The sequence below is a fragment of the Ornithinimicrobium avium genome (assembly GCF_003351765.1).
Taxonomy (GTDB): Bacteria; Actinomycetota; Actinomycetes; order Actinomycetales; family Dermatophilaceae; genus Ornithinicoccus; species Ornithinicoccus avius.
Map to the genome: position 1 here is coordinate 1518862 of NZ_CP031229.1, position 12227 is coordinate 1531088.

The following is a 12227-nucleotide window of genomic DNA, read 5'->3' on the forward strand; positions in this document are numbered from 1 at the left end:
CCGGGGAGCCGCGGCGCGGTCCTAGGACCGCGCGCGCAGCACCTCCCAGATGTCCCGGGCCGCCGGGGCGGCAGTGTCGCCGCCGAGCCCGCCCTCCTCGACCATCACCACGACGACGTACTCGGGATGGTCGGCCGGCCCGTAGGAGGCGTACCAGGACGTCGCGTCCTGGCCGAGCACCTCCGCCGAGCCGGTCTTGCCCGCGAGGGGGTAGACGGTGTGCGGCCACCCGCGGAACGCGGAGGCCGCGGTGCCGCGCACGTTGACGCCCTCGAGGCCCTCGCGGAGGACGTCGAGCACCTCGGGTGCGATCGAGACCCGCCCGAGCGGGACCGGCTCGACCCGCTCGAGCAGGGCACCGTCCCGGTCCTGCACGTCCGCGGCCACGTGCGGCTGCCACAGACGCCCGTCCTGCGCGACCGCGGCGTAGACCACCGCCAGCTGCAGCGGGGTGACGGCGACGTCGCCCTGCCCGATCGAGGCGTTGACGGCGTCACCGGGCCGCCACTGCCAGCCGTCCTCGCAGCTCTCCCGGGCCAGCTGCTCGAGAAACTCGCGGTGCTCGCGGTCCTTCACCTCGGGGTAGCCGTCCTCGGCCCGCCGGCAGGACTCCTCGCGGGTGGCCTCCCAGTAGTCGCGCTTCCACTCCCTGGACGGCACGCGCCCGGGTGCCTCGCCGGGCAGGTCGACCCCGGTGGCCCTGCCCAGGCCGAAGCCGCGGGCGACCGCGACGAAGCGGTCGCCCGCGTCCGACTCCTGCGCCAGGCCGCCCAGCGACCGCCACTGGTCGTAGGCCCACCGGTAGAAGGAGGTGTCGCAGGACACCTCGACGATCTCCGGCAGCGTGAGCAGGCCGTGGGCCTGCGACTCGTAGTTGCGGAACGTCTGGCCGCCGATGCTCACCGACGCGGGGCAGGCGTAGCGGCCGCCGGGGTCCACGCCGGTCTGCACCGCGGCGGGCAGGGAGACGACCTTGTAGGTCGAGGCCGGGGGGAAGGTCTGCGCGACGACGCGGTCGACGAGCGGCCGGCCACCCTCGGGGTCGAGGAGCGCGGCATACTCCTCCTGGCTGATGCCCGAGGTCCACATCGCGGGGTCGAAGGTCGGCCAGCTCGCGGCCGCGACGACCGCCCCGCTGTCGGGGCGCAGGACCACGGCCGCCGCCGAGCGGGCGGGCGAGCCCCGCCTCCGCGCGTCCTGCACCGCACCGGCGACCGCCTTCTCGGCGGCGGCCTGCACCTGCACGTCCAGGTGGGTGCGCACGTCGGCGCCCGGCACCGGGTCCGCCTGCGAGACCTGCCCGGTGACCACCCCGCGCGGGTCGACGTTGACGACCCTCCGGCCCGGGGAGCCGCGCAGGACCTCGTCGTAGACCTCCTCCAGGCCGGCGCGGCCCACCCGGGTCTGCGCGGTGACCAGTCCCTCGGAGCCGTCCACCTCCTCCTGGGTGGGGGCGCCGAGGTAGCCGAGCACGTGGGCGGCCACCACGCCGTCGGGGGCCGGGTAGTCCCGCACCGGGACCGTCCCCACGCCGATCCCGGGCAGCTCCTCGGGGCGCTCCAGCAGGGCGAGCGCGCGCTCCGGGTCCACGCCGTAGGCCAGCGGCACCGGTTCGTAGGGCGACCCGGAGAAGCACAGCGGCACCGGCGGCGCCTCCGGCCCCCCGCAGACGAGGGTCCTGCCCCACAGCTGCTCGCCGGAAAGGCCCAGCCCCCGGGCGACCTTCTCGACGAGCCCGCGCCCCCCGTCCGCGGACTCCAGCAGGACCTCGGGCTCGACGGTCACCACCGTGGACGGCGCGTTGGTCGCCAGCGGGGTCCCGTCGGCGGCCAGCAGCCGGCCGCGCAGCGCCGGGGTGGTGACCTCCCGGGTCTCCTCGGCCGCGAGCGCGGACGCCTGCTCGCCGGGAGCGAGCTGGACCTGCCCCAGCCGGCCCACGAGCGTGCCCATGAGCATCAGCACGCACAGGAGCAGCGCCCACGTCGGGCCGACCGGCAGGCGCCGGCGGACCCGGGGCGGGGTGACGGTCGGGCGGGGCACGCGCACGGGCGGACGGCGACGCGAGACGCCGCCCGGTCCCCGGCCGCTCAGCACGGCGCGTCCCTCTCGGCACGGGGGCGCACCCGGCGCTCCAGCGAGCGGAGCACCGGCACCAGGACCACCGCCACCACCGCGGTCACCCCCCAGGTCCGCAGCAGCTCGGCCGGTTCGGCGCGGCCCGCACCGGCGGCGGCACTGACCCACCGGACCCCGAGCACGAGTCCGGACCCGACGACGGCGGCGACCCAGGGGACCAGCGGCGAGAGGGCGGCATACCTGCGGGCGGAGCCGAGGACGGCCCCGACGGCGGCGTAGGCGAGAGCCCCGGCCCCGAGCGGCTCGGCCCCCGGGGGCACCAGGTCGATCAGCCAGCCCCCGGCGAGACCGGTGAGCAGGCCGGTGAGCGGACCGCGGCCCAGCGCGGCCGCCGCGACGACGAGCACGACGAGGTCCGGCCGCGGCGCTCCCGACGGCCAGACGGCGGGCAGCAGGACCGCGAGGAGAAGGAGCAGGCCGCGCAGCAGCGCGCGGACGGGCGCGGTCACGGCTCCTGCCCGTCGAGGACCACGGCGACCAGGTCCAGGGTGTCACCGTCGACGTGCGGCGTGACGACCGCGGTGCGCCCCAGCCGCCCGCGGTCCGGGTCCACCGAGGTGACGGTCCCCAGCGGCACGCGCGCGGCGTAGGGGCGGTCGTCCGGGCTGCCGAGGGTGCTGACCTCGTCCCCCACGGAGACCGTGCTGTCGCCGAGCGCGGTGAGCGTGAGCTGCCCGGACCGGCGGGGCGGCAGGCCGGGCTCGGGAGCGACCGCCACGCTGCCCAGCGCGCCCCGGGCACCGAAGCGGACCGCGACGACCGCGTCCGGGTCGCCGAGCAGGAGCACGTCGGCGCTGTGCGCCGCGGTGCGCACGACCCGTCCGACCAGCCCCTGCGCGGCGACGACGGTCAGGTCCTCGCGGACACCCTCCTCCTCACCCCTGTCGATAGTCACCATCCGGCCTCCGACGGGCGAGGTCGGCGGGGCGAAGGCGACCACCCGCGCCGGCAGCAGCCGGTGCTTCCCGCCGAGGTCCCAGCCCGCGGACCGGGACAGGTCGTCCAGCTGGTCCTGGCCGCGGAGCTGCGCACGCAGCCCGGCGACCTCGAGGGCCAGGCGGTCCCGCTGCGCGGTGAGCTCGGCGACCCGCCCGTCGTCCCAGCGGGTCAGGGTCGACTGCACCGGGGCGGCGACGGTGGCGACCGCGGCGCGCACCGGGTCGGAGGTCCCGGGACGGGCGAGGTCGACGACGAGCGCGCCGGCGGTGAGCAGGGTGAGGACGACGGCGGTGAGGCGGAGGAGGGGGCGGCGCGGCTGCATACCTGGCCCCTAGCGGGTGGCCGAGCCCAGGACGGTGCGGTGCAGGACCCGCAGGTCGTCCACGCAGGCGCCGGCGCCGCGGACGACGGCGTGCTGGGGCTCGTCGGCGACGCGGACCGGGACCCCCAGCTCGTGGCGCAGCCGCTCGGTCCAGCCGCGCAGCAGCGCCCCGCCGCCGGTGAGGACGACGCCGCTGTCGAGCAGGTCACCGGCGAGCTCCGGCGGGCAGACGTCGAGGACCAGCCGGACCACCTCCACGACCTGGGCGGTGACCGGCTCGATCATCCGGCGCACCTCCTCGCCGCCCAGCTCGACGGTGCGCGGCAGGCCGGTGGACAGGTCGCGGCCGCGCACCCGCACCGTCAGCTCCTCGGCCAGCGGCCAGACCGACCCCGCGCGGACCTTGATGTCCTCGGCCGAGCGCTCGCCGAGCAGCAGGTCGTGGCTCTCCTTGACGCCGCGGACGACCGCCTCGGCGACCTCGTCGCCGCCGACGCGCAGGCTGCGGGCGTTGACCACGCCGCCCAGGGAGATGACGGCCACGTCGGTCGTGCCGCCGCCCATGTCGACGACGAGCGAGGCCGTGGACGACTCCACCGGCAGCCCGGCACCGATCGCGGCGGCCATGACCTCCTCGACGACGTGCACGCTGCGGGCGCCGCAGCGCAGGGCCGCGTCCTCCAGGGCCCGGCGCTCGACCGCGGTGACGCCGCTGGGCACGCCTACGACGGTGCGCGGCCGCACCAGCCGGGAGGGGCGCACGCGGCCGACGAAGTGGCGCAGCATCTGCTCGGTGACCTCGGCGTCGGTGACGACGCCGTCGGACAGCGGCCGCAGGGTGACGACGCGCTCCGGGGTGCGGCCGAGCATCTCCTGGGCGGCCGTGCCGGCGGCGACCAGGCGGCCGGTACGGGTGTCGACGGCGACCAGGCTCGGCTCGTCGAGGACGACCCCGCGGCCGCGGACGTGCACCTGCGTGGTCGCGGTGCCGAGGTCGACGGCGAGGTCGCGGCCCAGCAGCAGCCTCCCCCCGTCGGTCCCGCCCGCTGCCGTGCCCACCCGGAGATCGTAGACAACGCCGCCGACGGATCGCCGGGGGCTCGCGGGCGGACCGTTGCTCGGGACGAGTCAGCCCGGGACGACGGTCCGCACGGTGCCGGCGACCGGCACCCTGGAGACCTTGGGACCGGCGGCCAGGCAGGTGAGGCGGGCCGGCTCGCGGTCGTGCTCGCGCACCTCGACCTCGACCTCGCGACCGTCTCCCACGCGCAGCCGCACGAGGGTCGCGGTCGCCTCGCCGTCCGCAGGCTCCAGCGGCTCGGTCCCGGTCGGCACCACCGACCCCCAGGGCAGCGGGCCGAGCTGGTCGTGCACCGCGACGACCGCCGCCTGCACCGGACGTGGGCGGCCCACCACACCCCTTAGGTGTGCCGTGTCCGGCGTCCCGTGCCCGTGCGCCTCCAGCACCCGCTCGGCGGCAGCGACGTCGAGGCCGCCGTAGGTCGCGCCGTCGGGCAGCAGCACCATGTTGGCGGCGAACCGGTCGCCGCCGGTGTGCGAGCACTCCCAAGTCTGCTCCGGCCGGGAGGCGGCCAGCGCGCTCGCGACGGGGCGGCCGCGCACTGCGCAGCAGACGTCCTTCTTGGCGTGCGTGCAGACCAGCACGATGGGTTCGTCGTCCCCGCCGGGCACGCCGGTCGCGCCGACGTCGGTGCCCTCCTCCTGCCAGCGGGCCAACTGGTCCAGCCGGTCCAGGCCGGCGAGCAGCTCGGCCGGGTAGGCGTACGTCCCCCAGGTGACGCGGTGACCGGCCGGCGCGAGGGTGTCGACGACGCACCAGGCGCGCAGGTAGCAGACCGAGGAGCTCTGCCGCCCGGGCCGCCGGATCAGCATGACGCGCGCCCCGAGCGCGGCCGCCCGCTCCAGGACCTCCGCCTTGACGTCGTCCGGCAGCGGCGTCGAGGGGAAGCCGTCGTAGGCCCAGCCGCTCTCCTGCTCCACGAGCAGGAACCTGGCCTGCCACGGTGCGGTGCCCACCATCGGGTCCTGGCGCTCGCGCGCGGCGTCGCTGCAGCGCGGCCCGGGCCGGGTCGCGGCGGGGTCGGGAGTGGCCATGTCCGCCAGTGTGTCAGCCGCGTGCAAGAGGTCGGAGAGCGGCCGGGGACGCGCCGGGCGGGCCGGGACCCGGGCCGCCGGGGTCGGAACGGCTAGCGGTCGTCCGCGTCGCTGTCCTCACCCTCCCTCTCCCCGACGGCGCCGGTGGTGGCCTCGCGTTCGCCCTCGCCGCCGCCGGAGGCGACGTCGGCACCGCCGTCGGCGTCCCCGGCCCGCTCCTCCTCGCCGCCGGTGGTCTCGGCCGTCTCGCCCTCGAGCAGGGCACCGCCCCCCGGCGCCGCCTGCATCGACTCGAAGGCGTCCGCCACGTGGTCCTGGTCCAGCCCCGAGTCACGGAACTCCCCCGTGCCCCGCTCGACCGGCTGCTCGTCCTGGGTGCTCATGCTGCGCCTCCTGTGCGTGCGGGACGGCGGGGTGCCGCCGTCCGTCCTCACTGTGCTCAGCCCACGGGGGCTGCGCAACCGGAACCGGTCGGGTCGGGGCCGGCGGCCCGCATATACCTCGCCGCGGGCGCGACGGTCAGGAGTCGGCGCGCCAGGAGCCGCCGAGCGTCTGGAAGGCGCCGGCCATGGGGTCATCGCAGCCGGCCGCCGCGAGCGCGAGGGCATCGGCGCCGTCCTCGCCGGCCCGCAGCCGCTCGTGGTAGTCCCCCATCACCGCCGCCGCGGTCGCGTCGGGCACCTTGCAGGGCGAGGCCACGACACTGCCGACGCCGAGCGTGAGCAGCCCGGTCGCCAGGCCGAGGTGGGAGACCGGCGCACGGCGACGGGAGCGCCCCGCCTCGCAGGCGGAGATGACCACGAGCGAGGACCGGATCTGCGCGCCCTCCAGGTCGCAGAGGAAGACGGGGCCGTCCGCCATCCACAGCGAGGAGAAGACCGGGCTCTCCGGGTGGTGCGTGCCGTGGGCGGACACGTGCACCACGTCGCTGGACTCCAGGGCCGCGCGCACGTCCTGGGCGGCTGCGTCCAGGTCCGGCAGGCAGGGCCGGTCGTCCTCCCAGGCCGCGGCCACCCGCTCCGCCTCCTCCGCCGCCGAGGGCAGGCCGGGACCGGCGACGACGCTGACCCGCGGCGAGCGGACCCTCGTGGTGCCGTCGAGCCAGGCGCTCAGGCTCGGCACCACGGTGGTCGGCAGCCCGACCCGCCCCGGCACCATGCCCCAGGGCACCGAGGTCAGCCCGTCGCACGGGACGACGACGGCCCGCTCCCCCAGGTCCAGGGGCGCCAGCACCGTGTCGCGGTAGCGCTGCAGCGTGCTCGCCAGCGAGGCGCGCACGACCCCGGCGAGGGGCCCGTCGAGCACCGAGGCCGCCGCCGAGAGGTCGGCGCCGAGGCGGCGCGCCAGCTCGTCCAGGTCGGCGTCCGTGCCCAGCTCCACCAGCCGGCTGCGGCCGCGACGCACGACCACGGCCGCCAGCGAGCCTCGACCCCGCACGAACGCCGCCAGGTCCGTGTCCCGCTCGCCGAGCTCCGCGACGACGCGCCGGACGACGTCCCGCGGTCGTGCCGCGGAGGTGGCCCGACCGGAGGCGGTCTGCCCGGAGGCGGTCTGCCCGGAGGGCCCGGACGTCGGCGTCCGGGTGCCCTGCGCCGACCAGAACCGCCCGGCCAGGTCGATCTCCAGGGACCGGATCCGCTCGAGGACCTCCGCGTCGCCCGGGTCGGAGCGTGCCTCCGCGCGCAGCCGGCGCAGCGTCACGACGCCCTCGGCCAGCTCGGGGTCGGCCGGCGGCCGCACCGGGGGCGGCTCGCTGGCGAGGGAGCGCCACCGTTCCAGGGCCACGAGGAGCGCCGGAGGGCGGGCGGAGCGGGCCAGCTCGACGTCCAGCTGCTCCAGCGGGCCCGCGTGCAGCGTCACCGCCGCCCGCAGGTCCAGGCTGCTGCTCACCGAGCGGGACCTGCGCAGGTCGTCGGCCGCCACCCGCAGCTGCCGCGCCGCCGCCGCGTGGTCGCCGCGGTGCCCGGCGGCCATCGCCGACACCCGCCGCCAGCGCATCCGGGTCTCCAGGCCGCCCCGCCCCGCGTGCCGGGAGAGCCGCGCGGCCAGGGCGGAGACGGTGTCCCAGTCGCCGGTGCGGGCCGCCGCCTCCGCGGCCATCAGACGTGCCTCGTAGAGGCGGCGCGGGTCCCCTGAGCTGCCCAGGTCCTCGGCGAGGGCGAGCGCGTCCGCGGCCAGGCCCCTGGACGGACGCGCCTGCGCGCCACGGGCCTGCAGCATGATGACCTCGGCGCGCCGCTGCCAGCCGGTCACGCCCCGCCTGCCGAACTCCCGGCGGGCCCGTCGCGCCCGGGCCAGCGCCTCGGCCGGGTCGCCCAGCAGGATCAGGGCCCGGGCCAGCTCGAGCTCGATCTCGCCCTGGACCTGGTGCTGCTCGCGGTCCCGGCCCTCGTCGGCCGCCCGGTCCAGCAGCTCGACGGCCTCGCTGACCAGGCCGGCCTCGAGCAGGACCCGGCCACGGTCCAGCCAGGCCACCGCGCGGGAGATGTCTACCGGGAGCCGGTCCGCCTCGAGCATGATCCGCAGCGCGCGCGGCAGGTCCCCGGCCAGCTGCGCGGCGCAGCCCAGGTTGTGCCGCGCCATGAACTCCTGGCGCACCATGGCGTGCTCGGCCGACAGCGCCGCGGCCTCGGCGAAGTCCTCTGCCGCCCCCGCGGCCCGCCCCAGTTCCATGCGGACCATCCCCCGGGACAGGAGCACCACGAACCGGTCGCGGGGCGCCATACCCGTGCCACCGGCGATAGCCAGATCCAGCTCGGTCAACGCCTCGAGGGGGCGGCCGGAGCGGCCCAGGAGCATCGCGGTCTGGGAGTGGCAGATCGCGACGAGGTCCGGGCCGAGGTGCGCCTCGGCCAGGGCCAGCGCCCGGTGCGAGAGCGCGAGGGCGTCCTCGGTGCCCTGCCGCTCGGCCCGGGTGCCGCTCAGCGCGAGCAGGGCCCGCACCTGCAGCTCGACCGCCTCCGGCGACCGGTCGCCGTCCAGCCGCTCCAGGGCAGCACCGAGCAGCCGCTCGGCCTCTGCCGGGCGACCGGCTGAGTTGGCCGCACGCCCGCGCGCGACCAGGTCCTCGACCGACGGTGCCAGGCTCGGTCCCTCCTCAGCGGCGCGGACGGGTGACGGACGAGGCGAATGCTACCGGTGCGCCGGTCCCGCGGTGCGGGCGCTGCGCCCGGTCAGACCTCGAAGCTGGGCGTGATCACCGGGCGCCGGTCCCCGTCCCGGACGAGGAGCCGGGTCTGGCCGTGCGGCAGGTCGTCGGCGACGAACCTGCCGGACCCGTCGGCCCGGACCTGCAGGGTCGTCCCGTCGGCCGTGCTCACCTCCACCTCGGCGCCGCCCCAGGTCAGCCAGCCGTCGAGCCGGGCGCGGTCACGGCCCACCTCGCTGAGCGTGACCATGATCGACAGCTCGTCGGTGCTGAAGCTCACCGTGCGCGCCTCGGTCGGGTCGGTCACGGCAGCACGCGTCAGGGCGAGCGGCTCCTCGGTCAGCCGGGCCACCTCGGCGTGCATCTCCCGGACGGTCAGCGCGAAACCGATCCGGTCGACGAGGTCCGCCGGGCAGGGATCGGTGTGCGACCACAGGGAGTGCAGCGCTTCCAGGATCTCGTGGTCGACGGAGTCCATGGGCTCCAGTGCGGTGTCTCTGCTCATCGTTATCCTCGTCCTCCCCATCGCGGGTCGCTCGTCAGTGCGGTGCGCAGCTTGTCCAGGCACCGGCCCCGGGTGGGTCCGATGCTCCCGCGCGGCATGCCCAGGGCCGCGGACACCTGCTCGTAGTCCGGGCGGTGCCAGAAGGCCACCACCCGCAGGAGCTGGTGGCAGCGTTCCGGCAGCCCGTGCACGTGCTCCCACAGGAGCCGCTGCTGCTCGGTCAGCACCGCCAGCACCTCGGGGCCGGGGTCGGTGGCCCCCGGGTCCACCGTGCCCGTCTCGTCGTGCTCGGTCTGCCGGTCCTGGCGGGAGACCCGCCAGGCCTCGCGCTTGACGGCCACGACGAGCCAGCCCACGACCGCTTCCGGCTCGCGGATCTCCTCGGCGTGGTCCACCAGGCGCAGCCACGCCGTCTGGACGACGTCCTCGGCGCCCTCGCGGGCGCATCCGTGGGAGCGGGCGACGTGCCACAGCAGCGGGGTCAGGGAGTCGACCAGCTCGGCCATCGCCTCGGTCTGCCCGGCCCGGTAGGCCGCGAACGCCTCGGCCACCCGCTGGTGGGCCGCCTCCGGTCCCGCGCTCATGTCGTCCACCCCAGCTCCTCGTCCAGACCCTTCCAGGCCCGCTCCACCATGGCCTGCGGCCTGACGTCCTCGGCGCCGGCCGCGTGCAGCCGACCGGCCAGCCGTCCGGCGAGCACCGGCGTGGCGAAGCTCGTGCCGCTCCACACCCCGAAGCCGCCGCGCAGGTCGTCCGGGTCGACGGTCGCGCGCGGGTGGCCGTCTGCCTCCAGCGCGATCGCCGGCCGGGCGGAGGCGTCGAGGCAGGGCAGCGTGCTCACCACGTGCACGCCCTCGCGGAAGGCGGTGACCCACGGGCCGGAGTTGGAGAAGGTCGCCACGCTGCGCCCGTCGGGGTTGAGGGCCCCGACGGCGAGGACCGGCAGGTCCTTGTGCTCGGGGCGTCCCGGACCATGGGCCCAGGCGGCCGGGTAGAGCGGCCTGCGGGTCGAGTCGTTGCCGACCGCCGCCACGACGACCACCCCGCGGTCGGCGAAGGCCCGCAGCAGGTCCAGCACCGGGTGGGCGGTCAGCAGGGTGGCGGACTGGTGGTAGAAACCGAGCGACATGGACAGGACGTCCACGACCGTGCCGTCGGCCGACAGGTCCGGCGATGACGCGTCCTGGGCGATGCAGTGGCCCACGAGCAGCGCGACCAGGGCCTGGTGGACGTCCCCCTCGGCGGCCGCGCCGCTGATGTCGAGGACCGGCAGCGCGAGGAGCCGGGCGGAGGGTGCCGTCTGGCGGACGACACCGGCGACGAAGGTGCCGTGCCCGCTCTTCGGGGCGCGCAGACCGACCAGGTCGTCCTCGACGCCGACCGTCTCCGGGTCGGGGCCGGGCGGCACGGCCAGCGGGAACCCGGCCAGCGTCCTGGTGACCAAGGACCGGGAGGCGTCGCCGAACCACGGGTGCGGGCCGAGGCCGGTGTCCGGCACGGCGACCACCGGCGTGCGCGACTTCGGCCTGTCCCGAGGTGCCGGGTCGGCGACGACCAGCGCGACCGGCGTGCGCGGCGCGACGCCGGCGCTGCCGGTCCCGCCGTGACTCTCCCAGTAGCCGTGGCTCTCCCAGTAGCCCTGGGTCCCCCAGCCCTGCTCACCGGTCGAGGCACCGGCCTGGGCGTCACCGCGCGGGGTCCTCGCGTCGGGGTGGGACACGCGGTGGCTCTCCCAGTAGCCCTGGGGTTGCTGCTTCTCGGCGTCCTGCGGCGCGGCGCCGTCGGCGGCCCGCCCACCCCCGAGGTCGGCGATGTGGCTCTCCCAGTAGCCCTGCGGCTTCGGCCCGGGCTTGGTCCCGTGGCTCTCCCAGTAGCCCTGCGGCTGCACCTCCAGCGGGATGACGCCGCCGGTGCCGCCGTCCTTCGTGCCGCCCGCCGCCTTCGCGGGACCGGCGGACGCGTCGTCCGTGCCGTCGGGGCAGGCGAGCATCAGGTGCTCGAGGTCGACCTCCACCTCGGTGCCCAGCTCGGCCCGGGCGGCGAGGAGGATCTCCCAGGCGTCCACCGGGCGGCTCGGCCCGTCCGAGGCCGGGGTCAGCAGCACCCGGGTCCGGTAGAGGCGGTCCACGAGCTCGCGCAGGTCGCCCTCCAGCTCACCGGTGCGCTTCTCCACGGCCTCGTCCCGCGGGTCGACGTCCAGCGTGACAGCGAGCCCACGCTGCTCGACGACGCCCCGCAGCCGCTCGACGGTCCCGGCGGCCCGTCCGCCGGGCAGACCGCTGACCAGCAGGGTCGAGCGGCGGTATGCGGTGGGAGCCAGCCCCCCCGACCACGGGTCCGAGCCGGCAGGCCGCAGGTCGGAGTCCGGGTCGAGGACCCGGGCGTCGTACTGCGCCAGGGCCCAGGGGTGCACGCGCGGGAGCACGTGGTCTCGCATCGTCATCGGGTGGTCCTTCCCTCGGTCCCAGGTGGCTCACAGCGTAGTGGTGATGGCGCACCTGCTGCCCGGGTCAGAGGGACGAGCCGCCCGCCAGATACATCGGGCTGAGGAGAAGGGTCGGGCAGGGACCGTCTGCGGTCACTGCCTGCGCGGTGGGTTCAGCCGAGCTCGGGGAACCAGATGGCCGTCTCCCGCGCCGCGGACCGTGCGGAGTCGGAGCCGTGGACGATGTTCTGCTGGACCTGCACGCCCCAGTCGCGGCCCAGGTCGCCGCGGATGGTGCCCGGCGCGGCCGCGGTCGGGTCGGTCGCCCCGGCGAGCGCCCGGAAGCCGGCGATGCAGCCGTTGCCCTCGACGACGGCCGCGGTCACCGGACCGGAGGACATGAACTCCAGGAGCGGCTCGTAGAAGGGCTTACCCTCGTGCTCGGCGTAGTGCGCGGCGAGCTGCTCACGGGTCGGGCTCACGACCGCGAGCGCGGCGAGGGTGTAGCCCTTGGCCTCGATGCGGCGCAGCACCTCGCCGGTGAGCCCCCGGCGGTAGCCGTCGGGCTTGACGAGGACGAGGGAGCGTTCGGTCTGCGGGGTCTCGGTCACGGGGTCAAGGCTAGCCAGCCGCCGGG

Annotated in this window: 11 protein-coding genes; all 11 read right to left on the reverse strand. The window is 76.7% G+C overall.

What is annotated here, in order from left to right:
• Positions 1 to 21: 21 nt before the first annotated feature.
• A complete protein-coding gene (gene mrdA, locus DV701_RS06845) occupies positions 22 to 2046 on the reverse strand; it encodes a penicillin-binding protein 2 (RefSeq protein WP_228255263.1) in 2025 nt (674 codons plus the stop codon).
• Positions 2047 to 2087: 41 nt separating this feature from the next.
• The gene (gene mreD / locus DV701_RS06850; RefSeq protein ID WP_114927648.1) at positions 2088 to 2585 is read right to left on the reverse strand and encodes a rod shape-determining protein MreD; all 498 of its coding nucleotides are present in this window, start codon (positions 2583 to 2585) and stop codon (positions 2088 to 2090) included.
• Entirely contained in the window at positions 2582 to 3397 is an 816-nt protein-coding gene (gene mreC / locus DV701_RS06855; protein WP_114927649.1) for a rod shape-determining protein MreC, read from the reverse strand. The genes mreD and mreC overlap by 4 nt, the downstream gene beginning before the upstream one ends.
• A gap of 9 nt (positions 3398 to 3406) precedes the next feature.
• Positions 3407 to 4456, reverse strand: a complete 1050-nt coding sequence (gene mreB / locus DV701_RS06860; RefSeq protein WP_228255264.1) for a rod shape-determining protein — start codon at positions 4454 to 4456, stop codon at positions 3407 to 3409.
• 69 nt (positions 4457 to 4525) lie between these two features.
• A complete protein-coding gene (locus tag DV701_RS06865) occupies positions 4526 to 5512 on the reverse strand; it encodes a sucrase ferredoxin (RefSeq protein ID WP_114927650.1) in 987 nt (328 codons plus the stop codon).
• A 92-nt stretch (positions 5513 to 5604) separates the two neighbouring features.
• Complete coding sequence (locus DV701_RS06870) at positions 5605 to 5895, reverse strand: hypothetical protein (protein WP_114927651.1); 291 nt, start codon at positions 5893 to 5895, stop codon at positions 5605 to 5607.
• Between the two features lie 136 nt (positions 5896 to 6031).
• Positions 6032 to 8455, reverse strand: a complete 2424-nt coding sequence (locus DV701_RS06875; RefSeq protein ID WP_114927652.1) for a CHAT domain-containing protein — start codon at positions 8453 to 8455, stop codon at positions 6032 to 6034.
• Positions 8456 to 8685: 230 nt separating this feature from the next.
• Positions 8686 to 9165 carry a hypothetical protein gene (locus DV701_RS06880; RefSeq protein ID WP_114927653.1) on the reverse strand — a complete coding sequence of 160 codons (480 nt, stop codon included), beginning with the start codon at positions 9163 to 9165 and terminating at the stop codon, positions 8686 to 8688.
• Positions 9166 to 9167: 2 nt separating this feature from the next.
• Positions 9168 to 9749: an RNA polymerase sigma factor gene (locus tag DV701_RS06885; protein WP_114930876.1), complete on the reverse strand. Its 582-nt coding sequence runs from the start codon at positions 9747 to 9749 to the stop codon at positions 9168 to 9170.
• Positions 9746 to 11608: a S8 family serine peptidase gene (locus DV701_RS06890; protein ID WP_114927654.1), complete on the reverse strand. Its 1863-nt coding sequence runs from the start codon at positions 11606 to 11608 to the stop codon at positions 9746 to 9748. Before DV701_RS06890 ends, DV701_RS06885 begins: the two co-directional genes overlap by 4 nt.
• A 155-nt stretch (positions 11609 to 11763) precedes the next feature.
• Positions 11764 to 12201 (reverse strand): nucleoside-diphosphate kinase, encoded by a 438-nt coding sequence (ndk, locus tag DV701_RS06895; protein WP_114927655.1) that lies wholly within the window; start codon positions 12199 to 12201, stop codon positions 11764 to 11766.
• Between the last annotated feature and the right edge of the window lie 26 nt (positions 12202 to 12227).

Coding starts and splice junctions, on each gene's coding strand:
- mreC (WP_114927649.1), bottom strand. CDS start 3,397: ATGCAGCCGCGCCGCCCCCTCCTCCGCCTCACCGCCGTCGTCCTCACC.
- DV701_RS06865 (WP_114927650.1), bottom strand. CDS start 5,512: ATGGCCACTCCCGACCCCGCCGCGACCCGGCCCGGGCCGCGCTGCAGC.
- DV701_RS06870 (WP_114927651.1), bottom strand. CDS start 5,895: ATGAGCACCCAGGACGAGCAGCCGGTCGAGCGGGGCACGGGGGAGTTC.
- DV701_RS06880 (WP_114927653.1), bottom strand. CDS start 9,165: ATGAGCAGAGACACCGCACTGGAGCCCATGGACTCCGTCGACCACGAG.
- DV701_RS06885 (WP_114930876.1), bottom strand. CDS start 9,749: ATGAGCGCGGGACCGGAGGCGGCCCACCAGCGGGTGGCCGAGGCGTTC.
- DV701_RS06890 (WP_114927654.1), bottom strand. CDS start 11,608: ATGACGATGCGAGACCACGTGCTCCCGCGCGTGCACCCCTGGGCCCTG.